This is a genomic window from Paraburkholderia saeva, assembly GCF_907164555.1.
In the GTDB taxonomy this organism is placed as follows: domain Bacteria; phylum Pseudomonadota; class Gammaproteobacteria; order Burkholderiales; family Burkholderiaceae; genus Paraburkholderia; species Paraburkholderia saeva.
The window spans coordinates 63438-84773 of sequence record NZ_CAJQZC010000011.1; the positions used below are offsets into that span (position 1 = coordinate 63438).

The 21336-nt window shown below is 59.8% G+C and carries 35 protein-coding genes and 1 tRNA gene; 12 read left to right on the top strand and 24 right to left on the bottom strand.

Annotated elements, in window-relative coordinates:
* The first annotated feature begins 42 nt into the window (after positions 1-42).
* The 9 genes from LPA36_RS24380 to LPA36_RS24420 all read left to right on the top strand — a co-directional run bounded on the left by LPA36_RS24380 (position 43) and on the right by LPA36_RS24420 (position 2992).
* The gene (locus tag LPA36_RS24380) at positions 43-585 is read left to right on the top strand and encodes a hypothetical protein (protein ID WP_228882501.1); all 543 of its coding nucleotides are present in this window, start codon (positions 43-45) and stop codon (positions 583-585) included.
* Positions 586-646: 61 nt separating this feature from the next.
* Positions 647-856, top strand: coding sequence for a hypothetical protein (locus LPA36_RS24385; protein WP_228882502.1), 210 nt, complete (start codon positions 647-649; stop codon positions 854-856).
* Positions 849-1124 (top strand): hypothetical protein, encoded by a 276-nt coding sequence (locus LPA36_RS24390; RefSeq protein ID WP_228882503.1) that lies wholly within the window; start codon positions 849-851, stop codon positions 1122-1124. Before LPA36_RS24385 ends, LPA36_RS24390 begins: the two co-directional genes overlap by 8 nt.
* Complete coding sequence (locus tag LPA36_RS24395) at positions 1114-1356, top strand: hypothetical protein (RefSeq protein ID WP_228882504.1); 243 nt, start codon at positions 1114-1116, stop codon at positions 1354-1356. Before LPA36_RS24390 ends, LPA36_RS24395 begins: the two co-directional genes overlap by 11 nt.
* The gene (locus LPA36_RS24400; RefSeq protein ID WP_228882505.1) at positions 1349-1645 is read left to right on the top strand and encodes a hypothetical protein; all 297 of its coding nucleotides are present in this window, start codon (positions 1349-1351) and stop codon (positions 1643-1645) included. Before LPA36_RS24395 ends, LPA36_RS24400 begins: the two co-directional genes overlap by 8 nt.
* Positions 1638-1862, top strand: coding sequence for a hypothetical protein (locus tag LPA36_RS24405; RefSeq protein ID WP_228882507.1), 225 nt, complete (start codon positions 1638-1640; stop codon positions 1860-1862). Before LPA36_RS24400 ends, LPA36_RS24405 begins: the two co-directional genes overlap by 8 nt.
* The gene (locus LPA36_RS24410; protein ID WP_228882509.1) at positions 1855-2271 is read left to right on the top strand and encodes a hypothetical protein; all 417 of its coding nucleotides are present in this window, start codon (positions 1855-1857) and stop codon (positions 2269-2271) included. The genes LPA36_RS24405 and LPA36_RS24410 overlap by 8 nt, the downstream gene beginning before the upstream one ends.
* The gene (locus LPA36_RS24415) at positions 2268-2513 is read left to right on the top strand and encodes a hypothetical protein (RefSeq protein WP_228882511.1); all 246 of its coding nucleotides are present in this window, start codon (positions 2268-2270) and stop codon (positions 2511-2513) included. The genes LPA36_RS24410 and LPA36_RS24415 overlap by 4 nt, the downstream gene beginning before the upstream one ends.
* Positions 2514-2524: 11 nt before the next feature.
* A complete protein-coding gene (locus LPA36_RS24420; protein WP_228882513.1) occupies positions 2525-2992 on the top strand; it encodes a hypothetical protein in 468 nt (155 codons plus the stop codon).
* Here LPA36_RS24420 and LPA36_RS24425 read toward each other — a convergent pair.
* The 4 genes from LPA36_RS24425 to LPA36_RS24445 form a co-directional block, all read right to left on the bottom strand.
* Complete coding sequence (locus LPA36_RS24425) at positions 2989-3522, bottom strand: hypothetical protein (RefSeq protein WP_228882514.1); 534 nt, start codon at positions 3520-3522, stop codon at positions 2989-2991. The genes LPA36_RS24420 and LPA36_RS24425 overlap by 4 nt on opposite strands.
* The gene (locus LPA36_RS24430) at positions 3522-3737 is read right to left on the bottom strand and encodes a hypothetical protein (protein WP_228882516.1); all 216 of its coding nucleotides are present in this window, start codon (positions 3735-3737) and stop codon (positions 3522-3524) included. Before LPA36_RS24430 ends, LPA36_RS24425 begins: the two co-directional genes overlap by 1 nt.
* Positions 3738-4362: 625 nt before the next feature.
* Positions 4363-4974, bottom strand: a complete 612-nt coding sequence (locus LPA36_RS24440; protein ID WP_228882518.1) for a hypothetical protein — start codon at positions 4972-4974, stop codon at positions 4363-4365.
* 95 nt (positions 4975-5069) lie between these two features.
* Positions 5070-5582, bottom strand: coding sequence for a hypothetical protein (locus LPA36_RS24445; RefSeq protein WP_228882519.1), 513 nt, complete (start codon positions 5580-5582; stop codon positions 5070-5072).
* Positions 5583-5714: 132 nt separating this feature from the next.
* On the opposite strand from LPA36_RS24445, the gene LPA36_RS24450 reads away from it, so the two are divergent.
* Positions 5715-5885 carry a hypothetical protein gene (locus LPA36_RS24450; RefSeq protein ID WP_228882520.1) on the top strand — a complete coding sequence of 57 codons (171 nt, stop codon included), beginning with the start codon at positions 5715-5717 and terminating at the stop codon, positions 5883-5885.
* A 149-nt stretch (positions 5886-6034) separates the two neighbouring features.
* On the opposite strand, the gene LPA36_RS24455 is transcribed toward LPA36_RS24450, so the two are convergent.
* A complete protein-coding gene (locus LPA36_RS24455) occupies positions 6035-6295 on the bottom strand; it encodes a hypothetical protein (protein WP_228882521.1) in 261 nt (86 codons plus the stop codon).
* Positions 6296-6604: 309 nt separating this feature from the next.
* On the opposite strand from LPA36_RS24455, the gene LPA36_RS24460 reads away from it, so the two are divergent.
* Entirely contained in the window at positions 6605-7372 is a 768-nt protein-coding gene (locus tag LPA36_RS24460) for a hypothetical protein (protein ID WP_228882522.1), read from the top strand.
* A 110-nt stretch (positions 7373-7482) separates the two neighbouring features.
* On the opposite strand, the gene LPA36_RS24465 is transcribed toward LPA36_RS24460, so the two are convergent.
* The 7 genes from LPA36_RS24465 to LPA36_RS24495 all read right to left on the bottom strand — a co-directional run bounded on the left by LPA36_RS24465 (position 7483) and on the right by LPA36_RS24495 (position 12636).
* Positions 7483-7558: transfer RNA gene (locus LPA36_RS24465), tRNA-Thr, on the bottom strand.
* Between the two features lie 19 nt (positions 7559-7577).
* The gene (locus LPA36_RS24470; RefSeq protein WP_228882524.1) at positions 7578-8105 is read right to left on the bottom strand and encodes a ClpXP protease specificity-enhancing factor; all 528 of its coding nucleotides are present in this window, start codon (positions 8103-8105) and stop codon (positions 7578-7580) included.
* Positions 8106-8180: 75 nt separating this feature from the next.
* Positions 8181-8792 (bottom strand): glutathione S-transferase N-terminal domain-containing protein, encoded by a 612-nt coding sequence (locus tag LPA36_RS24475; protein WP_090537322.1) that lies wholly within the window; start codon positions 8790-8792, stop codon positions 8181-8183.
* Between the two features lie 91 nt (positions 8793-8883).
* A complete protein-coding gene (locus LPA36_RS24480) occupies positions 8884-9648 on the bottom strand; it encodes a cytochrome c1 (RefSeq protein WP_228882526.1) in 765 nt (254 codons plus the stop codon).
* A 21-nt stretch (positions 9649-9669) separates the two neighbouring features.
* Entirely contained in the window at positions 9670-11049 is a 1380-nt protein-coding gene (locus LPA36_RS24485; RefSeq protein WP_228882528.1) for a cytochrome b, read from the bottom strand.
* A gap of 2 nt (positions 11050-11051) precedes the next feature.
* Positions 11052-11669 (bottom strand): ubiquinol-cytochrome c reductase iron-sulfur subunit, encoded by a 618-nt coding sequence (petA, locus tag LPA36_RS24490; protein ID WP_228882529.1) that lies wholly within the window; start codon positions 11667-11669, stop codon positions 11052-11054.
* Positions 11670-11886: 217 nt separating this feature from the next.
* Positions 11887-12636: a Nif3-like dinuclear metal center hexameric protein gene (locus LPA36_RS24495; protein ID WP_228882531.1), complete on the bottom strand. Its 750-nt coding sequence runs from the start codon at positions 12634-12636 to the stop codon at positions 11887-11889.
* Positions 12637-12657: 21 nt separating this feature from the next.
* Between LPA36_RS24495 and LPA36_RS24500 the strand changes: the two genes are divergently transcribed.
* Positions 12658-13881 carry a Do family serine endopeptidase gene (locus tag LPA36_RS24500; protein ID WP_228882532.1) on the top strand — a complete coding sequence of 408 codons (1224 nt, stop codon included), beginning with the start codon at positions 12658-12660 and terminating at the stop codon, positions 13879-13881.
* Positions 13882-14004: 123 nt separating this feature from the next.
* Here LPA36_RS24500 and tatC read toward each other — a convergent pair whose 3' ends face one another.
* From tatC to hisB, 12 genes are all read right to left on the bottom strand, one after another.
* The gene (gene tatC / locus LPA36_RS24505; protein ID WP_228882534.1) at positions 14005-14787 is read right to left on the bottom strand and encodes a twin-arginine translocase subunit TatC; all 783 of its coding nucleotides are present in this window, start codon (positions 14785-14787) and stop codon (positions 14005-14007) included.
* A 34-nt stretch (positions 14788-14821) separates the two neighbouring features.
* Positions 14822-15349, bottom strand: a complete 528-nt coding sequence (gene tatB, locus LPA36_RS24510; RefSeq protein WP_228882537.1) for a Sec-independent protein translocase protein TatB — start codon at positions 15347-15349, stop codon at positions 14822-14824.
* A 37-nt stretch (positions 15350-15386) separates the two neighbouring features.
* Positions 15387-15623 (bottom strand): Sec-independent protein translocase subunit TatA, encoded by a 237-nt coding sequence (gene tatA, locus LPA36_RS24515; protein ID WP_228882539.1) that lies wholly within the window; start codon positions 15621-15623, stop codon positions 15387-15389.
* Positions 15624-15884: 261 nt separating this feature from the next.
* Positions 15885-16253, bottom strand: a complete 369-nt coding sequence (locus LPA36_RS24520; protein ID WP_228882541.1) for a histidine triad nucleotide-binding protein — start codon at positions 16251-16253, stop codon at positions 15885-15887.
* Between the two features lie 46 nt (positions 16254-16299).
* Positions 16300-16695 (bottom strand): DUF4870 family protein, encoded by a 396-nt coding sequence (locus tag LPA36_RS24525; RefSeq protein WP_228882543.1) that lies wholly within the window; start codon positions 16693-16695, stop codon positions 16300-16302.
* A gap of 97 nt (positions 16696-16792) precedes the next feature.
* Positions 16793-17173, bottom strand: coding sequence for a phosphoribosyl-ATP diphosphatase (locus LPA36_RS24530; protein ID WP_228882545.1), 381 nt, complete (start codon positions 17171-17173; stop codon positions 16793-16795).
* Positions 17170-17577: a phosphoribosyl-AMP cyclohydrolase gene (hisI, locus tag LPA36_RS24535; protein ID WP_228882547.1), complete on the bottom strand. Its 408-nt coding sequence runs from the start codon at positions 17575-17577 to the stop codon at positions 17170-17172. The genes LPA36_RS24530 and hisI overlap by 4 nt, the downstream gene beginning before the upstream one ends.
* Positions 17574-18350 carry an imidazole glycerol phosphate synthase subunit HisF gene (gene hisF / locus LPA36_RS24540; protein WP_228882549.1) on the bottom strand — a complete coding sequence of 259 codons (777 nt, stop codon included), beginning with the start codon at positions 18348-18350 and terminating at the stop codon, positions 17574-17576. The genes hisI and hisF overlap by 4 nt, the downstream gene beginning before the upstream one ends.
* Before the next feature lie 132 nt (positions 18351-18482).
* The gene (gene hisA / locus LPA36_RS24545; RefSeq protein WP_228882551.1) at positions 18483-19235 is read right to left on the bottom strand and encodes a 1-(5-phosphoribosyl)-5-[(5-phosphoribosylamino)methylideneamino]imidazole-4-carboxamide isomerase; all 753 of its coding nucleotides are present in this window, start codon (positions 19233-19235) and stop codon (positions 18483-18485) included.
* Positions 19236-19427: 192 nt separating this feature from the next.
* Positions 19428-20069, bottom strand: a complete 642-nt coding sequence (gene hisH / locus LPA36_RS24550) for an imidazole glycerol phosphate synthase subunit HisH (RefSeq protein ID WP_228882553.1) — start codon at positions 20067-20069, stop codon at positions 19428-19430.
* Entirely contained in the window at positions 20066-20686 is a 621-nt protein-coding gene (locus tag LPA36_RS24555; RefSeq protein ID WP_228882555.1) for a YchE family NAAT transporter, read from the bottom strand. Before LPA36_RS24555 ends, hisH begins: the two co-directional genes overlap by 4 nt.
* Before the next feature lie 43 nt (positions 20687-20729).
* Entirely contained in the window at positions 20730-21317 is a 588-nt protein-coding gene (gene hisB, locus LPA36_RS24560; protein ID WP_228882557.1) for an imidazoleglycerol-phosphate dehydratase HisB, read from the bottom strand.
* Positions 21318-21336 lie beyond the last annotated feature (19 nt).

The window sequence follows — 21336 nt, forward strand, 5'->3', positions numbered from 1 at the left end:
TGTGTGCATCGCGATCAACGTCGATCAACCGAGGGAACCACCATGAACCGAATTGATGCCGTGAAACCCGTTTCATTCCCCGCAGCAGGCGTCGAGGCTGCACGCCGCTGGCTGCTCTGTCCGAGCGCGAGCATGGCCGACTACCGCGACAGCGTCCTGGCCGATTTGCTGAATGCATGCGATAAGGCGCAGCACGTCGCAGAGCACACGCGTGAGTTCCGCGACGGCTTTGCCGCGCGTATCGCGCAAGAGATTGCAATCCGGTCGACCGACGTCCACTGTCGGGCTCGGAAGGTTCCGCAGAGCTCCAGCCGATCGACTCGTCTGTGTTCGCCCCATTCAGCAGCGGGATGCGGGAAAGTCCCAAATACCTCAATTCACCAAGGCGATCGCGTCCGGAGCATATGGCTTCGCCGCATGGGAACCGCGGTCAAGATCTATTCAGACGGTTCTGCTGCTGTCTGTTGGGACGATGGCGACCCGCAGCCAGAAGGCCTTGCACACGGAAGGATGCCGCGACGCCTGCTCGAACTGATCGAGCCGCTGGCCCCCGCGCGGCAGGCGCAGTTGGCGGCAGTCAGCTGAGGCGTAGCGTAGGAACCGCGCCGGTCTTCGGCGCGCGTCTTAGCCTGATAGGAGAAATACCATGGACAAGAAATATGATGCGATTGCAGAGGACAAGAAAGAAGACGCACGGCGGGCGCCCCGCCAACTCACTGCACTGCTGCTCAATTTCAGCGGTGATCCGTCGATGCTTGAGGACCATCTCGATGGGCGAAGGGAGGCAATGTACATTTTGCTGTCGGACCTCAGCATCAAAGTTGAAGCTGCACTTGTGGAGGCCCTAAATGACTGAAACCCTGAACAGCGAATTGCGAGCGGCCGAGTCCACGACTGCCGTTGGACTGGCGATGCGCGCACAGCAAGAGTTGGCGGCCGCAATGGTTGCTCTGCAGCACGCTGGGGCATTGTTTGCTGCCATCGAAGAAGCTGCCGGCCCAGATGCGAACTTTAGCCAGGCGTTTTTGCTCGCACAGATCGGCGTTGAAACAACTGGCTATCAGATGGAGCGCGCTGAATCGGGAAGCGACTTCTTCAGGAGGGAGACGGGTCATGGCCGGTAACCAGTACGAATACGCTATCGGTCAGGCTAGCAGCGACCTGCACAACGCATCTTTGCTTTTTCTGAACCTCAGCACGCTCATGGGGTGTGCGTCCGACCTACTTGAGAAGGAAAATCAGAACGACATCCACAAAGCACAGGCGCTCATTCAGATCGCGCAGGAACTGGCCGGCGTGAAGTCAGAATTTATCTCGGCAACAGTGGATCACCTGAAGGAGGTTCGTCATGCATAAGGCTCCAGTTATAAGACTCATTCCGCGGTCAGATCGCAGTGGTCCGACACCGGTTTCCTCGTCGATTACCGTGACGCTCCACGACAACGGTCTCATCGATCACGAAATAGACATCGATCCGAAGCATGTCGAGCAGCTCACTGACGTTCTTCTTGTGCTGATGCGAAAAATGCGGAAGCTTTCGGCGACTGAGCCGGTCGCGGAGCAGCGAAAGGCCGATGCTGCAACCTACATCGAATATGTGCTGAGCAGCTCCGCCGCATTCGTCGAGGAGGCGCGTCATGTTTAATCTCGACCACCAAGATCGCGCAGATGCGATCGTTCAGAAGTTGAGCGCGATGCTTACGGTGACATGTGGTGAATGTGGTGAGTCTTTTCGGATGATGGCCGACCGCATTCAAGATAACTACATGTGGGCATGCGCTGACATGGCGCGCGAGCTGCAGCATTTGATATTGGACACAAGTGCAGCGCAACAAGCGACCCCGGAGAACGACCATGCATAACGATGCCAAACATTTCACAGAACACGAAACGTCGGTTGTGGGCGGAGAGCGGCCTAGCGAAACTCACGATGCAGGTGGCCTTATCCAATTCCTTTGGAATCAGACGGATGCAAGTAAATCGACTGACAAAGAACTGGAATGGCTCTCTTACACATGCGACCAGACCGAGTTGATGGCTTTAAATCTACGCAAAACGCTTTCCGGGGTCGCTTCGTTGCTAGCTTGGGAGATCGACAGCAAGGGAATGAAGAGCGGGGCCTTTCAACCACACGATTTACCCGAACTCCTGTATGGCGCTGCCGACATGTTGAAGGTCATTGAGGAAATGACTCACATTGGTATAGATGCGAACTTTGAACTCAGGGAGCGATACAGGAAGCGCGCCGAACAGAATGGAGGCGAACGGTGAACGATAGCGTGAAGATCGGTCGTCGCGCTTGCGACGCTGCAATGGAAGCTGCCGACAAGATGGAAAGTCTGTTTTCTGCGATTGAACGTCTAGCCGACGACGACGCAGATAAAGCGACCATGTCCGGCCTTGCAGGCATCGGCAGGGCTATTGCAACGGAGTTGTCCACGCGCATGGATAACGACGAAACCGCCCTAATGCGTTTGGATCGATCGCCGGGAGAAGCGCCCGGCACTAGCTAGAGGAAATCACCGTGCAAGAAGAACAATTTCTCATCCGCGATCGTGCATACGGTGTATGGCATCGACCGCGATCGATTAATCGTTTCCTCGGTCGTCGTACTGCACAGTCGCTCACGATGGCCGATCTGGACAGCGTGCTGTTCGTCGAATATGGCTACTCCGGCAAGTTGCCGTTAGCGCTCGTCGAAGTCGCACAGGACATCGGCCAGGAGAAACCAACCGGCGTGATTCGCGAACTTGCGAAGATGGCAAACCTGCCGGCGTACGTCTCGCTATACACGCCCGCTGCACGAGCCAATCCAGCAAGCCCTGCGTGGCACGACATCGAGCACTTCAGGGTGAAGCGGGTTTGGCCAAAGCCCGAGCCAAGTTGGCGCACCTTGTCACCCGGCGAATGGGCTAACGCTCTCGTACAGATCCGTGACTGGCAATTGCGGCGCTTCTCGTCGATGCCAGCCGCAAACGATGGAGCCTATTAACTTCCGCTCGAAGAGATCGCAAGATATTCTGCGGCATCTGCGGCCTCTTTTGTCCGTCCGACGATATATCTCGCCCGATCGCGCAGACTGGCGAAGTCAAGGTTGTCGTCACCTATCGCCTGGGGCTCACCGAACTGCCCAATAAAATGTCTGCGCAACGTTCTCGCATTGGCGCGAAGATCAAATATCATGCCGAGACGAAGTGCATTTGTCTCATCCCCCTCCACGGCGCGCAGGCGGGCCATGAGGTCTTCAAGCGCGAGCCCATCGAGTCGGTAGTACTGGTTACCGCGCCCTCCGGACTGCTTCCCCATCTGCTCAAGCATAAACAGATAATCATGCGCTAGCGCGTTTATACGTCGAGCGATCGCAGCGTTTCGCTCTGCGTCTTGGACTCGCTTGACGGCGGCTTCATTGTGCCTTTGACGCGCCGGAATGATGAAGGCTGCGGCGATTGCCAATCCCGCGCCAATAGCTTGAATCCAGGCAGCGGTACCTTGATGAATATCGACCCAATCGATGAAGCCCATCAGGACAACTCGCCGGGATCACCGCCCAGCGCCCGCAGCAGGTCCTCCAGATAGTCTTCCTCTACCGCTTGCCATTCAAGCGACCCGTATGAGCAGTCTTCTGGGTTCTTTTTGCCCTGCGCCTTTCGGACGACTCGCACCATATTTTCGAGCGCCTGCGCCTCGTCATACCGAGGATGTTCAGGGCCGAGCGGGATGTCTTTTTCGTTTTCCATGCTTCAGATGTCGGCCGCCCGCTCGCGAACTTTAACGGCTGGTCAATTGCTCTGAAGGGGCTTCCGCTCGCTCGCCATTTTCAGTGGCCGTGTCCGCCTCCTCCGTGTCCACCGTGTCCACCGCGTTCTCCACCGCCTCCTTCCCAATGGCTGCCTCCGTGGCCGTAGCCATGGCCATAACCACCGTGGTAGTAGCCACCGCGGCCGTGGTAATACGGACTACCGTATCCGCCGCCGCCCGCCCACACGTTGATACTTCCATAGCCATACGCAGGTACATAGCCAGGGCCATAAGCGTATCCCGGGTCGGCGTACCCATACCCCGCGGGATATGCGACGCATCCAGACAGCGCGGCGAATATTCCGGTTATTAACGCGAGTCGGATCATGATGTGCTCCTATTCTCATTGGAATAGGTTCACGTGATCGAAGTTCGTAAGGATTTGTGACCGCAGTTTACGCGGCCCTCACGATTCTCCGCACTTGCGCTGAAGAAGACGTGCCACGCAGACATCATGAATACCGCGAACAACGAATGATCGATAGCATGACGGCTTTCTACGAGGTGCAGCCTGACTAATGCTGCCCTGCATTCAACAACATCCAGATTTGGCGCGCCGATGGACTAGTCAGAGGCGCCCGACTCGACGGCTCTGAGCGCACTAATAGCCTCATCGTTGAGATTGTTTGCGATTTGCCGCCACCGATCGCTGTTTTGTTCGAGTTGCACATCCAAGCGCTTGCTTTCTGCATTCCATCTAGGACCTTGCCGGTCGTGTTGCCGCACAAGTTCCCGAACTTCAGTCAACAAGGCGCGCATGCCAAACAAAATGGCAAGCCGATGTTTGTTGAATTCGTTTTGCTCTACGGCAACGACACGCTGACTGAGATCGGAGAAGGGTTCTACTTCTGCACCAACGCCGCCCTTGTTCCAATTTTCCGGGGCGCGCGCAATGCTGTTGTGTATGAGTATCGCCGTGTCTGCCGCCAGCGTTCTAACCTGTTCCGCCTGTTGCCGCGAACGGGCAGCCCGTTCGTCTGCGAGTCGCTTCTCGGTTGCACGTCGCTCTCTCAGGGGCACCCATACAGCAATACCGATTGCCGCGAGGGACCCTAATGCCTGGACCCAAGAAGCGGCAGAGGCGCTATCGGTCGGGGGATATTTGACAAACCAACCAACCGCAATTCCTGCAAAAAAACCTGCAGCAAAAAGCGTAGCCCCAGTGAGGCGCCCCATGTGTAATCTCCCGATTTTGTTTTATTGGGCGATGGTGCGTCGCTCGACGGCCGCGCGCATGACGAATTTCCGGAGATGGAATGAGCCGTGCTTCACTACTCCTGAAAGGCATTCGCTTCGTCGCGAATTTTCTTCGCCGCTTCCGCCAGGCGCGCCTCCCATTTCGTCCAGGGAGCACCGTACTCTTGGTTGCCGGGACCATCGATGCCTCGGTCGCGGGACGCCTCGTGGCAAGCAGCGGCAAGTTCGCTCCTCGCGCGGATCAATTGCTGAGCAGCCTTGAATGTCGGAATGGTATGGATCGGCAGGCTAACCAGTGCGTCCATCGCTTCTGTCAGGTCGCTCCGATGTTTTTTGCGATCGGCATCTCGCTCGACGCGCGCGACGTCGTTTCTAGCATCGGATATGTCGGCGACGACTCTGTACGCCCTTCCCACGAACGCAGTCGCAATGTTCAGCACCCGGCGCGCCTCGGTACGTTCCTTTTCTGCTGCACGGCGCCTTTCCAAGCGGTGCTGCAAGAAGACAACTCCAAAGGCCCCAATGACCGCAGCAGTGGAGGCGACGGCTTGCGCGAACGACAACCAATCTTGGTGATTCCAGCTCATGCGTGAACTTCCGATCTTATTTCTGGCGCGATGGTACGTGCACCGCTTGACGGCCGCAAGACGCCGAAGCTGGGGCGCCGCTCGTTATCGCGGGTGACGTGCACCGGGCTGTTCAATTGGCATGAGCCACCCATGGACTTCAACGTCGAGTGCGGGCGTCACGCCGGGAAAAGAAAACCTCCAGGAGACGGGGGGAAATCAGAATCGGCTGCGGCTGGACCGTTCGCGGCGCCAGCGATTGAACTTGCTGGTGACGAGATAGGCTACGAACGCAAGCCCAAACGCCAGAAGGCCGACGAGTAATCCAATCGGATGGCATCGACGGTCGCAATGGTAGCCACTTCCGCGCGCGAAGACATCGAGGCCATACAGAAGAACGCAAATACCCCAGAGGCTGCGAAGGGCAACCATCCACCCGCGCCTTCTCATCATTGCCAGCCGGCGGTTTGTCTTCACGTACATGCGAAGATGAGTTCGGCCTCCTGTGGCGTCCAGCCGCGAACACCATGCGTTTGCATGTCGACCTGATGCATCTGCTTGCCGTGCTGCCGGCAGTATTCGTCAGCCTGCTTCAGGCTAGAAGCCGTGATTTCGCCCCACGACGTCATACCGCCGCGAACCTGAGTGGTGACCGTGTAATGTCCGTCGCCGGCTGGCGTAATGTCCGATACCGTCGTGCACCCGGCGAGCGTCGCCAACACTAACAGTGTCATTGTCTTTCTCATTCTTCCCCCGATTTGGCCTTGTTCGTTTTTCCCGGCTTGCTCTGGCGTCTGCGCTGTGCAGCTTAGACGTCCGAAACCCGGGATGCAGGGGCGATATTTTGACACCTTTCACTACGATTTCGCCTACTGATTCTCCCTCAGCCGCACCCGTTTCTTCGGGCGTTACATTTTGCGAAAACGTGTGCTCTCCGCAAGGGAAGCGCGACCTCCTAACGATTTTCCTCTGATTGCCGATATATGAGATGGCTGCGAAAGACCTCTCTTTCGCTCCAATTTCCCTCTGCAAAACCACCACCCATGCCGAAGACCACGAAAAAGCTTAAGCAAATCTATAGGTTTCTCGAAAAAAACCACTCATGGAATGAAGCATTCCAACTCGCCGAATACAAGAAGGCTCTCACGTCTTGTTTGACCGCAGAACAGCGATTGATAGCCCTGATGCATATGGTCGTGCACTCACAGTCGTCCCCGCCGCTCACTCTGCTTGCTCCATTTTGGGAGCATATGCATCGTGCGCCTTGGCAAGAGCGGCGACCAACCCTGCTTGAACTGACAACGTATATCGAGAGCCTGAGCCCCCGTCGCTCTGCGAGTGTCGGCCCTTGGGATCGTCTGTTTCGTTCGTTGGAGAGCGTGAAAGGATGGGGGCCGAAAACGGCCGCCCTCTTCGTGAAATGCGTGGTGAAGTTGCACCGCTCTGATCTTTCCGATCTTTACTTTCTTCAGGATCCACAAACGGCCTGCGCGATCGAAAGCAACGACCGGTTGTACCTTCCTGTCGACAAGGTGATCCTTAAGATTTTCGATTCAATCAACGTCACCGACCTCGGAGACAAACTGCATCCGATAAACGACTCCCTACACGCCGCAGGCTACGGTGTCGAAGAAACACTGGTGTGGGACGACCTATGGTTCTGGGGCTTCTTCACGCAGAACTCAAGCGCGGCAGGGAGAGTCTTCGGCTGGAACGCTGGTCGCTTCTGGGGACAGCTATCTTCGCCGAAATCCGACATCGTCACGATTCAGAAAAAGTGTCAGCAGTTCCTGGGAATGCTTCAAGAATGAAAGTCTAAGTGGAAGGCGAAGCTCGGCCGAATCCGGTTACACAGCGGTTACACGGAAGCCAGAAACGAAAAGGGGTTACAAGCGAAAACGCTGTAACCCCTTGATATTACTGGTGCCCCCTGTCTGATTCGAACAGACCACCTCATGATTACAAGTCAAGTGCTCTACCAAATGAGCTAAGGGGGCATCGGACGGCGATTTTACTTCATTTCACGACCTTGAGGTGACCTCTTCCGCCACCTTTTGATCCGTCGTCGTCTGGTTTCGGTGAATCGACCGCGTCGTCGGACTTTTGCGCCGCAGCAGCGTCCTGCAAACCGGCCGGAACCGCCGCCGGCGCACCGCCGCCGATCGTCACAGGTGCATCGACTGCCGATCCCGCGTCATCTTCTTCGCTGGAATCCGCCGCTTCGCCACCCGGGGAATCGACCGGGAACGCCATGCCCTGCCCGTTCTCGCGCGCATAGATCGCAAGGACGTTCGCGACCGGCACTTCGATCCGGTGCGACTTCCCCGAAAAACGCGCGTTGAACTCGACGAGTTCATTGCCCATCTGCAGCTGGCTCGTGGCCTCGAAACTGATGTTCAGCACGATTTCGTTGTCGCGCACGAACTGGCGCGGCACGCGTGTCTGGTTATCTACCCGTACAGCGATGTGCGGCGTGTAGCCGTTATCCGTGCACCATTCGTACAACGCGCGCAGCAGGTAAGGCTTCGTGGAAATCTCTTGCATCAACATTCCTCGTACCGGATGAAAGACGCCGCGCAATCAGCACGACACCACGACGCTTTCACCCTGGAGCCAGACTCAACGACGCATCACCTTTTCCGAAGGCGTCAGCGCTTCGATATAGGCCGGACGGCTGAAAATGCGTTCGGCGTACTTCATCAGCGGTGCGGCGTTCTTCGACAGTTCGATGCCATAGTGATCCAGACGCCACAGCAGCGGCGCGATCGCCACATCGAGCATCGAGAACTCCTCGCCGAGCATGTACTTGTTCTTCAGGAAGATCGGCGCGAGTTGCGTCAAACGGTCACGAATCGCGATACGCGCCTTTTCGTGATTCTTCTCGGCGGCCTTGCCCTTTTCGTTTTCCAGCGTGCCGACATGCACGAACAGCTCCTTCTCGAAGTTGAGCAGGAACAGACGCGCGCGCGCACGTTGCACCGGATCAGCCGGCATCAGCTGCGGGTGCGGGAAGCGTTCGTCGATGTACTCGTTGATGATGTTCGATTCGTACAGAATCAGGTCCCGTTCGACGAGGATCGGCACCTGACCATACGGATTCATCACCGCGATGTCTTCCGGCTTGTTGAACAGGTCGACGTCGCGAATCTCGAAGTCCATGCCCTTTTCGAACAACACCAGCCGGCAGCGCTGGGAGAAGGGACAAGTCGTGCCAGAGTACAGAACCATCATGTTTACATTTCCTCAAAAAGCTGAAGGGCCAGCGCGGAAAAACCGCCTCGCGGTTTTTCCTTGCGCCGGCCCCACGCCGGTCAGGGCGTGATTATTTGATATCTTTCCAGTACGCGGCGTTCAATCGCCAGGCGAAAAAGCTCAGGATGCCGAGGAACATCAGCACCCATACGCCGAGGCGCTTGCGCGTCTGCTGCGCGGGTTCGGACATCCACGACAGGTACGACACGAGGTCGGCAACAGCAGAATCATAATCTACTGGAGACATCGTTCCCGGCGTGACCTGCTGGTAGCCGACAAACTTGCGGATCTTTTCGCCCGTCCTTTCGTCAGTGTCGTCCTCGAACTTCGCGGTTCGCTGGCCCTGAAGCTGCCACAACACGTGCGGCATGCTCACGTTGTCATACACCATATTGTTCCAGCCTGTCGGCCGTGTGTCATCGCGGTAAAAACTGCGCAGGTACGTATACAGCCAGTCCTTGTTGCGCGCCCGCGCTTCCACCGACAGATCCGGCGGCTGCGCCCCAAACCACGCCTTCGCGTCGTCAGGCCGCATCGCCACAGACATCGTGTTACCGACCTTGTCGGTCGTGAACAACAGGTTCTTCTCGATTTCCTTCTGCGAAATGCCCAGATCCTGCAGGCGGTTGTATCGCATCAGGTTCGCACTATGGCAATTCAGGCAATAGTTTACAAACAATTGCGCGCCATGCTGCAGGGAGGCGAAATTGTCCGCGTTATCGGGCGCGCGGTCGAGCGGGAAATTCTCGTCCGCGTGCGCCGGACTCACCATCAGCGCGAAAGCCATGGTCGAAGCGGCGCCGAAGAGCGCGAGCGTCGAAAGCAGTTTTTTCATTGTGGGTTCTCCTGGCGCGCGTTAGTGAGGCTTGAACCGGACCCGTTCGGGCGGTTGTTTGAACCGTCCGAGCCGTGTCCAGAACGGCATGCCGAGGAAGAACGCAAAGTAAACCAGTGCACAGATCTGCGCGATCAGCGTCGACGCAGGCGACGGCGGCTTCGTCCCGAGGAATCCCAGCGTCAGGAACGCCAGCACGAAGATCCCGTAGAACACCTTGTGGAAGAACGGCCGGTAGCGGATCGACTTCACCGGCGACTGGTCGAGCCACGGCAGGAAGAACAGCGACACCACCGCCGTTCCCATCACGACGACACCCCAGAACTTCGATTCGGTGAACGCCATCGCCAGAATCACCAGCACGGCGAGCACCGGCAGGCCGAGCTTCCACTTGCCGCGCGCACGCACCAGCGCAAGCAGGCCCAGCAACGCGATCACGACCATCAGGACGATCTTGAACGGATCGGTCGTGGCACGCAGCATCGCGTAGAACGCGGTGAAGTACCAGACCGGCGCAATTTCGGGCGGCGTCTGCAGCGGGTTCGCCGGGACGAAGTTATTCGCCTCGAGGAAGTACCCGCCCATTTCCGGCGCGAAAAAGATGATCGCGGCGAAGATTAACAGAAACACGGCGACGCCCAGAAAATCGTGGACCGAGTAATACGGATGAAACGGGATGCCGTCGAGCGGGACGCCGTTCGCGTCCTTTTTCGCCTTGATCTCGATGCCGTCCGGGTTGTTCGAGCCCACTTCGTGCAGCGCCACGAGGTGAGCGACCACGAGCCCGAGCAGCACGAGCGGAATCGCGATCACGTGAAACGCGAAGAAGCGGTTCAGCGTGACGTCGGACACCACGTAGTCGCCGCGAATCCACAGCGAGAGATCCGGCCCGATAAACGGAATCGCCGAAAACAGGTTGACGATCACCTGCGCGCCCCAGAACGACATCTGGCCCCACGGCAGCAGGTAGCCGAAAAAGGCCTCGGCCATCAGGCACAGGAAAATCGCGCAGCCGAAGATCCACACCAGTTCGCGCGGCTTGCGGTACGAGCCGTACAGCAGCCCGCGAAACATGTGCAGATACACGACGACGAAGAACATCGACGCGCCCGTCGAGTGCATATAGCGGATCAGCCAGCCCCACGGCACCTCGCGCATGATGTACTCGACCGAAGCGAACGCGAGCGTTGCGTCGGGCTTGTAGTTCATCGTGAGGAAAATGCCGGTGACGATCTGGTTCACCAGCACGAGCAGCGCGAGCGAGCCGAAGAAGTACCAGAAGTTGAAGTTCTTCGGTGCGTAGTACTCGGAGACGTGCTGCTTCCACGTCGAGGTCATCGGAAAACGGCGGTCGATCCAGCCGACCAGCCCGGTCGTCTCTACTTCTTTTTCGATCGCCATTTTTACGCTTCTCCTTTCTCGTCCTTACCGATCAGGAGCGTGTTGCCCGTGAACATATAAGGCGGAATGTCGAGGTTCTGCGGAGCCGGTTTGTTCTTGAAGACGCGGCCGGCCATGTCATAGGTCGAGCCGTGGCACGGGCACAGGAAGCCGCCTGGCCAGTCGTCGGGAAGATTGGGCTGCGCGCCCTCCTGGAAGCGCGGCGTCGGCGTGCAGCCCAGATGGGTGCACACGGCAACGGCGACGAAGATGTTCTTGCGATCGGCGCGGGAGCGGTATTCGTTTTTGCAGTAATCCGGCTCCGGCATCGTGAAGGGTTTTTTGCTGTCCGGATCAGCGACTTCCTGATCCGCTTTCTTGACGTCGGCGAGCATCTTGTCGGTGCGGTTGATGATCCATACCGGTTTGCCACGCCATGCCACGGTCATCATGTCGCCGGGCTTCAGGTTGCTGATATCGACTTCGACCGGGGCGCCTGCTGCCTTGGCCTTTTCAGATGGTGCAAACGAACTAACAAAGGGCACTACAGTGGCAACTCCTCCTACACCACCTGCTACGGTCGTCGCAATCAGCCAGGTACGACGGCTGCCGTCGACGCGTTCATCTTCCTTGTCTCGCATCACACGCCCCACTTCTGAGTTGGATTTTTCCGTCAAGCCAGTTCTACCGCCGCTAGTTTGCTCGAATGGAGTCGGCATTTACAAGGGCCGAATACCAAAAAGCGTGCGAAGTCTTTGATAAATCAGGGTATTCCCGCACGAATCGCAAACATTTTTATGCGGTTTCTTAAGCGTTCCCTCCGTTATCCAGCCTTTTTGTTCACTAATTAGCCAAAAATCAGACCGGATTATGGATATCGATAAAGAGATGTTCGAGATCGAACGTCTCCGACAGATGCGCGCCGATGGCCTGGACGCCGAAGCGCTCAGTGGCGTGATGGCCCGCGGCGAGGAACGCGACGCCACTCTCGGCGGCCGCGTGGGTGGTCGATTCCGAGATCTCGCCGGTGAGGAAGACGTCCGCGCCGGCCTCGATCGCGGCGTCGAAGTAGCTTTGCGCGGCGCCCGTGCACCACGCGACGCGGCGCAATTCGCGGTCCGGGTCACCCAGCACGAGCGGCGTGCGGCCCAGCGTCTGCTCGACCTGCGCGGTGAAGTGCGCGAGCGTGACTGGCGTCGGCAGCGTGCTCAGCCAGCCGAGGTTCGAGTCGCCGAAACGGGCTTCGTCGGGGATCCAGCCCATTTTTGCGCCCAACTGCGCGTTATTGCCGAAATCCGGGTGATCGTCGAGCGGCAGATGGTAGGCGAACAGGTTCAGGTCGTTCTGGATCAGCAGCTTGATGCGGCCGTGTTTGCGACCGGTAATCTGTGGCGCTTCATTGCGCCAGAAGTAGCCGTGATGGACGAAAACGGCATCCGCGCCCCACTCGATTGCCGCCTCCAGAAAGGCCGCCGAGGCGGTCACACCGGTCGCGATCTTTTTTACGCGGCGGCGCCCTTCAACCTGTAGGCCATTAGGGCAATAGTCCTTGAACCTCGCGGTTTGCAGAAGATTGTTCAAGTACAATTCCAGTTCGATCCGATCCATATAAACCTCTAATATCTTCAGATGCTTAGACGCTTTTGGCTGTTCTTCGCCCAGGCGGTGACGGTACTGCTGGCGCTGATGTTCATCATTGCGACACTCAAGCCGCAATGGCTGCAGCGCCAGGGACAGTTCGGCAAGCAGCTCGCCGAACCGATCGTCGCCCTGCGTGAAGTGGCGCCAGGCATCGGCGGGGGCAGCGGCCCCGCGCAGGCTTCGTACGCCGATGCGGCGCACAAGGCCATGCCGGCGGTCGTCAACGTGTTCTCCAGCAAGGACGGCTCGCTTCCCCCCGACCCGCGCGCGAAAGATCCACTCTTTCGCTACTTCTTCGGCGACAGGAACAACAACCGCAAGCAGCAGGAACAACCCGCGGCCAATCTTGGCTCGGGTGTCATCGTGAGTTCGGAAGGTTACATTCTAACGAACCAGCACGTCGTGGACGGCGCGGATCAGATTGAAATTGCGCTCGCCGACGGCCGCACGACGAACGCCAAGGTGATCGGCGTCGATCCGGAGACGGATCTGGCCGTGCTGAAGGTCAACATGACCAACCTGCCGACGATCACGCTCGGCCGCATGGACCAGACGCGTGTGGGCGACGTGGTGCTCGCGATCGGCAACCCGTTCGGCGTTGGCCAGACGGTCACAATGGGCATCGTCAGCGCGCTTGGGCGCAATCACCTCGGTATCAACACGTTCGAAAACTTCATCCAGACCGATGCCGCGATCAACCCGGGTAACTCGGGCGGCGCGCTGGTCGATGTGAACGGCAACCTGCTGGGCATCAATACAGCCATTTATTCGCGCTCGGGCGGCTCGCTCGGCATTGGCTTCGCGATTCCGGTTTCGACGGCGCGCAGCGTGCTGGAAAGCATCATCACGACGGGTTCGGTGACGCGCGGCTGGATCGGCGTCGAACCGCAGGACGTCACGCCGGAAATTGCGGAATCGTTCGGGTTGCAGCAAAAATCGGGCGCGATCGTCGCGGGCGTGCTGCAGGGCGGCCCCGCCGACAAGGCCGGCATCAAGCCAGGCGACATCCTGCAAAGCGTGAACGGCGAGGACATCACGGACACCACGCGCCTTCTGAACGTCATCGCGCAGATCAAGCCGGGGACGAACGCGAAGGTCCATCTCGTGCGCAAGAACAGGGAGCTGGATGTCGACGTGATGATCGGCAAGCGCCCCCCTCCACCAAAGCAGCCCGCCGAAGAAGGCGACGATCAGGGCGACGATGGCGGTTGAGCGGCGATAAACGGCCATGACCCTCGCGGCCGTTCAATTCAGACCGACCAAAGCAAAAGGGCAACCGCTAGTTGCCCTTTTGCTTTTCAGCCAACGCCGCGCTGGCGCCCTGGACCAACTGGATCAGCTCGTCGGCGAGCCTTCCTCTTCCTTCGCGACCGTCTGCTTGCCGACGATCAACCGCGCCGCGATGATCCCGGCTTCGTACAGGACGATCAGCGGAATCGCGAGGATCAGCTGCGAAAACACGTCTGGCGGCGTCACGACCGCCGAAACCACAAACGCGCCGACGATCACATACGGACGGATTTCCTTCAGCTTCTTGATCGACAGAATGCCCATCCGCACGAGCAGCACCACGACAATCGGCACCTCGAACGTCACGCCGAACGCGATAAACATCGTCAGCACGAAGCTCAGGTAGTTGTCGATGTCCGTGGTCATTTCGGCGCCGAGCGGCGCGTTGTAGTGCGCCATCACGCGGAAAATCGTCGGAAACACGACGAAGTACGCAAACGCCATCCCGCACAGAAAGAGCGCATAGCTGCTGCCGACGAGCGGCATCACCAGCTTCTTCTCGTGCTGATACAGCCCCGGCGCGACGAACGCCCAGATCTGGTACAGCACGACCGGCAGCGCGATCACCAGCGCGACGAGCATCGTCACCTTCATCGGCACGAAGAACGAGCCGGTGACGTCGGTGACGATCATCTTGCCGTCCTTCGGCAGGTTCTGCATCAGCGGACGCGCGAGCAGCCGGAAGATATCCGGCGCCCAGTAGACCAGCCCGAGAAAGACGACGATGACCGAGATGCCCGCCCGGATGATGCGATCGCGTAATTCGACGAGATGCGAGATGAAGGTTTCTTCAGGGGCTTCGCCCTGGTTTTGCTGGGGGTCGCTCACGCCGGCCCTCTGTTGAAGTGTTTCGCTGGGAACATCAGAAGAAGCGGGTCGGACGACGCAGGCTCACCGGCGTGTGCCGCGCGACGCGCGCCGCGCCCGACTGCACGCGTGTGCGGCGCAAGGTGGCGCGCTTGTACCACGTCGGCGCCGCCGACTGCTTGACGCGCCAGTTCTTGCGTTTCGGGCTGGAAGTGATCGTGCTGCGCCACGAGCTGTTACCGGCGGAAGCCGCGTCGTACTCCGACGCGCCGCCGGCGATGCTCGGCGACACCGACGTGCCGGCGTTCCACGCGTCGTTCAGTTCGGATTCGTGCTTGCGCAGATTGTCGTGAATGGTGGTCTCGACGTTGCTGGCAGCCGATTCGAACTCCGTCTTCATGCGACGCAGTTCGTCCAGTTCGATCTCGCGCGTGACTTCGGACTTCACGTCATTGATGTAACGCTGCGCGCGCCCGAACAGCGCGCCCGCCGTGCGTGCGACACGCGGCAGGCGTTCCGGCCCGAGCACGACCAGTGCGACGACGCCGATCAGCGCCATCTTGGTTAGACCGAGGTCCAGCATGGGATGAGCTTTCCGTCAGTGCGGGGCTGCCGCGTTTTTAGCGGGAGTCGCCGGAATGCGGCGCTTTTTCCTTGGCGTCGACATCGACGGTGCCCGTACGCGGCAGTTCGCGTGCCTGCGCATCGGCGGGCGTTTCGGCTTCCTTCATGCCTTCCTTGAAACCCTTCACCGCGCCGCCCAGATCGGTACCAATGTTGCGCAGTTTCTTCGTGCCAAACACCAGCGCCACAATCAGCAACACGATCAGCCAGTGCCAAATACTCAACGAACCCATGAAAACTCTCCTTAACCCCGTCGCCGCTTCTGTACGCTCATCCGCGGCGAACACCGTCTGCCTTACGGCATGATTCGAAGCGCTCGCGCCCCATGTCTACGATACCGCCGAAAACCGCTGGCAGCACGCTGCGCCTCATTATGAATGGATCAACACGTCCGCGTTATTACATTCCGGCATGTTGAGCACCACTTTAGCCCGCCCGCCATTGTGCGCGGCCAAAATCCCGCCGCGAAGCGCGATTGTGGCCTGGCGGCGCGTTCACCCCATGCGTTGCCAGGGGCGCGGCCCAGCCAGAATGTGCGCATGCAGGTGATACACCTCCTGTCCGCCGCCGGGGCCGGTATTGATCACCGTGCGAAAACCGGTTTCGCCGCCGGTGTACGCGACCCCCAGCTTGTCGGCAAGCCGCGCGACCAGAACAAGCATTCTACCAAGCAGGGCCGAGTCGTCCTCCGTGCAGTTCGACAACGTATCGATGTGCTTGCGGGGAATGACGAGCACATGCGTTTCGGCCGCCGGACGGATGTCGCGAAACGCGACGAATTCGTCGTCCTCATACACTTTGGTCGAGGGAATATCGCCAGCGGCGATCTTGCAGAAGAGGCAACTAGAAGTGTCGTGGCTCATGGTCTCTATGAAACGCTGACGCGGGTGGCCTTAAGGACGGATACGGTCAGAACCACGCGCGCGGATTCGTCAATGGCTTGCTGTCGTACAGATACAGCCAGCCTTTGATAATACGGTACAACATCCAGATGGCGACAGCCCACAGGATCGGCACGCCGATCAGCACGATGAAAAGCGCCACGCCGATCACATGACCGAGCACGCCCCACCAGAAAGTGCGAATCTGCCAGTCGAAGTGAGCTTCGAAGGGCGTGCCGGCCACGTCGGACCGTTTCACATAGTTGATGATGATCGCGATCAGCGCGGTGAGCCCGCCGGTCAGCCAGTAGATTGCGTAGAGGCCGTACAGGATATGCGTGAGTGTACGGAGGCTCCGCTGGCGATCGATTTCGGTTGCTCTCTGGTAAGACGGAGGCGGATATCCGCCCTGCGACTGTTCCATCTCTGCGTCTCCTTCTCAGTCCAACTGGCCAGCGCCGGCACATGCCGGCCGCGTGCTGCGGGTCTGACTACGATCCCTGGCTGCGGATCCTGCCGTCCTAGTCGCCGTTCTGCTCGCGCTCGCGGCTTTTCCGCAGTGCTTTTTCCTCGATACCCGAGGTGCCTTCGCGACGCTCGAGTTCAGCGAGCACATCCGCCGGGCTCAGATCGAAATGCGACAGCATCACGAGACAATGAAACCACAGATCGGCCACTTCGCCGACGAGCGCCTTCGGCGCGCCGCCGTGCCGTGTGTCCTTGGCGGCGAGCACGACCTCGGTCGCTTCCTCGCCGATTTTCTTCAGCACCGCGTCATCGCCCTTGTCGAACAGGCGCGAGACGTACGACGTGTCCGGGTCGCCGCCCTTGCGGCTGTCGATGATGGCAGCGAGGCGCAGCAGCGTATCGGTCGTCGTGGGGGATTGCGTGGATTGCGTCATTTGTAGATGTGTTCGGGATCTTTCAGCACCGGTTCGACGGCAACCCACTCGCCCTCGTCAGCCGAGCCTTCGAATTTCTGGAAAAAGCACGAATGGCGGCCGGTGTGGCACGCGATGCCCGACACCTGCTCGACCTTCAGCAGCACGACGTCTTCGTCGCAGTCGAGCCGCACTTCGTGCACGTTCTGGACGTGCCCTGACTCCTCACCCTTGAACCACAGACGCTGGCGCGAGCGCGAGAAATACACGGCGCGGCCCAGTTCGATGGTTTTGGCGAGCGCCTCGCGGTTCATCCACGCGAACATCAGCACGTCGTTCGTCGTGGCTTCCTGGGCGATGACCGGCACGAGGCCGTTCGCGTCCCATTTGACTTTATCCAGCCAGTTTTCTGCGGACGCGTTCACGTCAACCTCACCGAAATGCCCTGATCGGCCATGAAGCGCTTGGCTTCGCCGACAGTATGTTCGCCATAATGGAAGATGCTGGCGGCCAGCACGGCGTCCGCATGGCCATCCGTGATGCCGTCGGCCAGATGCTGCAGCGAACCGACGCCGCCCGAAGCGATCACCGAAACCGGCACCGCGTCCGATACCGCGCGCGTGAGCGCCAGGTCGAAGCCGCTTTTCGTGCCGTCGCGGTCCATGCTGGTCAGCAGGATCTCGCCCGCGCCGAGTTCGGCCATCTTGCGCGCCCATTCAATCGCGTCGAGCCCGGTGGCCTTGCGTCCGCCGTGTGTGAACACTTCCCAGCGCGGCGCCTCGCCTTCCAGTGAGACGCGCTTCGCGTCGATCGCGACGACGATGCACTGCGAGCCGTATTTGTCCGTCGCGTCGCGCACGAGCTGCGGGTTCGCGACCGCCGACGAGTTCATGCTGATCTTGTCCGCGCCCGCGTTAAGGAGCCGCCGCACATCTTCGACCGCGCGCACGCCGCCGCCGACCGTCAGCGGGATGAACACCTGCGACGCAACCGCCTCGATGATCGGCAGGATCAGGTCGCGCTGGTCGGAGGTCGCGGTGATGTCGAGGAAGGTGAGTTCGTCGGCGCCCTGATCGTCGTAGCGACGCGCGATTTCGACGGGATCGCCCGCATCGCGCAGTTCGACGAAGTTGACGCCTTTGACCACGCGTCCAGCCGTGACGTCGAGACAGGGGATGATGCGTTTAGCTAGAGCCATGATCGTGCAAATTCTTGCCAGTGCCGCTGATGAAGCCGCTCGCCCCGAGCGGCTGGGTGCCCCGTTGCCGGATCTCGCGGCGGCATATTCGGCCTCCGCACCGGCAGCGGCGCACGGAAGACGCGCCGCGTTTCAGGCATCGTCGGATTCGCGCAGCCGGTCCGCGAGCGTCTGCGCGGCCGCGAAATCGAGGTCGCCAGAATAGATCGCGCGCCCGCAGATCACCCCTTCGATACCCTCGTCTTCGACTTCGCACAGCGATTCGATATCGGTGAGGTTCGACAGACCACCGCTCGCGATCACCGGAATCTTTACCGCACGCGCGAGGCGCACCGTCGCTTCGATGTTGATGCCCTGAAGCATGCCGTCGCGGCCGATGTCGGTGTAAATGATCGATTCGCAGCCGTAATCTTCGAACTTGCGGCCCAGATCCACGACTTCGTGGCCGGTCAGCTTGCTCCAGCCGTCGGTGGCGACCTTGCCGTCTTTCGCGTCCAGCCCGACGATGATGTGGCCGCCGAACGCTGTACAGGCGTCCTGCAGAAAGCCCGGGTTCTTCACCGCCGCCGTGCCGATGATGACGTACGACAGACCATCGTCGAGATAGCGTTCGATCGTGTTCAGGTCGCGGATACCGCCGCCCAGCTGGACGGGAATCTCGCCGCCGACTTCCTCGATGATCGCGCGGATCGCGTCTTCGTTTCGCGGCTTGCCGGCGAACGCGCCGTTCAGATCGACGAGATGCAGGCGCCGTGCGCCGCGGTCGACCCAATGTCGGGCCATCGCCGCCGGCTCCTCGGAGAAAATCGTCGCCTGGTCCATATCGCCTTGTTTGAGGCGTACACACTGACCGTCTTTCAGGTCGATGGCCGGAATCAGCAGCATAGCAATCGGGTGTTGTCTGGGAAGAAGTGGAATGTCGGCGCGGGCCCGCGGACAGGAAGCCCGCACCAGCGCCGTCTCGCTAGTTTAGTACAAGTCTTTCGGCACCCTTGCTGGCATTGAGCGGGGTGCCCGCGATGCCGTGACGTCCGCGGCGGGTAAGGCGCCATGGACGGCCGGGAAGCCAGAGCACGTTCACGGGCTCCAGTGCACGAAGTTGCGATACACGCGCAGGCCCGTGTCGGCACTCTTTTCCGGGTGAAACTGGGTCGCGAAAATGTTGTCCCGCGCCACCGCCGACGTAAAAGGCACACCGTACACGGTTTCGCCCGACGTATGTGCAGCATCGTCCGGCACCACGTAATAGCTGTGCACGAAGTAGAAGAAGCTGTTGTCCGGCACGCCGTCCCACAGCGGATGCGGCTGCGCCTGACGTACGCGGTTCCAGCCCATCTGCGGCACCTTGAAGCGCGAGCCGTCGTCCTGCAGCTGGCCGTCCAGCTCGAAGCGCACGACCTTGCCCGGCATCAGCCCAAGCCCGCGCGTGTCGCCCTCGGCGCTCCAGTCGAACAGCATCTGTTCGCCGACGCACACGCCCATCAGCGGCTTCGAGCGCGACGCCTCGATCACGGCTTCCTGCAAGCCGGATTCGCCGAGCGAGCGCATGCAGTCACGCATCGCGCCCTGGCCTGGCAGCACGACGCGGTCGGCCGAACGGATTGCTTCCGGCCGTTCGACGATCGCGACGTCCGCTTCGGGCGCGGCTTTCTTCAGCGCCTGCGCCACTGAGCGCAGGTTGCCCATGCCGTAATCCACAATTGCAATTGAAGTCTTCATCTCAAGTTCGGCAGTAATGCCTTTAATCCGTCGACGATGAATTCCACCGCCAGTGCCGACAACATCAAACCCATCAGCCGCGTGCCGATATTGATACCCGTGCGACCCACCCAGCGGGCGATCGGTTCAGCCAGCCGCAGCGAAAAGAAACAGATCGCCGCGAGCACCGCGCCGATAGCCACAAGACTAACCCGGTCGTACCAGTGATGTGAACTGGCCGAATAGACGATGACCGTGCTGATCGCACCGGGCCCCGTCAGCAGGGGAATCGCCAGCGGCACGACCGCGATGTTGTCCTTCAGCTCGGCTTCGTGGCGTTCTTCCGGCGTCGAGCGGCTGTTGCCGATCTGCGCGTTCAGCATGTTGATCGCCATCAGCAGCATGATGATGCCGCCGCCCACTTCGAGCGAACCCACCGAAATGCCGAAGAAGCTGATGATCTGCTGGCCGAGCATCGTCGTCACGCCGATCACGCAGAACACCGAAACCGATGCGATACGAATTGTGCGGCGCCGCTCGGCGTCCGACTGTTGCGACGTGAGGCTCAGAAAGAACGGGATGGCGCCGACCGGATTGATCAGCGCCAGCAGCGAAATAAACGACTTGATGATATCCATCGCTAGCCGGCGCGCATGAGAGCGCCGCCGGTCCGGTGTGTCTTTACAGACTTCCCTTGGTCGACGGAATCTGCCCCGCCGCGCGTTCGTCCATCTCGACGGCCATTCGCAGCGCCCGGCCGAAAGCCTTGAACACGGTTTCCATCTGGTGATGGGCGTTCAGGCCGCGGAGGTTGTCGATATGAAGCGTCACGCCTGCGTGGTTCACGAAGCCGCGGAAGAATTCGATGGAAAGATCGACATCGAACGTGCCGATGCGCGCACGCGTGAACGGCACGTGGAATTCGAGACCCGGACGACCGGAAAAGTCGATCACGACGCGCGACAGCGCTTCGTCGAGCGGCACATACGCATGGCCGTAACGGCGAATGCCCTTGCGGTCGCCGATGGCCTTCGCGACGGCCTGGCCGAGCGTGATGCCGGTGTCTTCGACCGTGTGATGGTCGTCGATATGCAGGTCGCCATGCGCCTCGATGTCGAGATCGAACAACCCATGCCGCGCGATCTGGTCGAGCATGTGGTCGAGAAACGGGACGCCGGTGGCGAGCTTCTGCACGCCGGTGCCGTCCAGATTGATCTTCACACGGATCTGCGTTTCGCTGGTGTTGCGAACGACTTCCGCCTGGCGCATGGGAATTCCTTGAATCGAG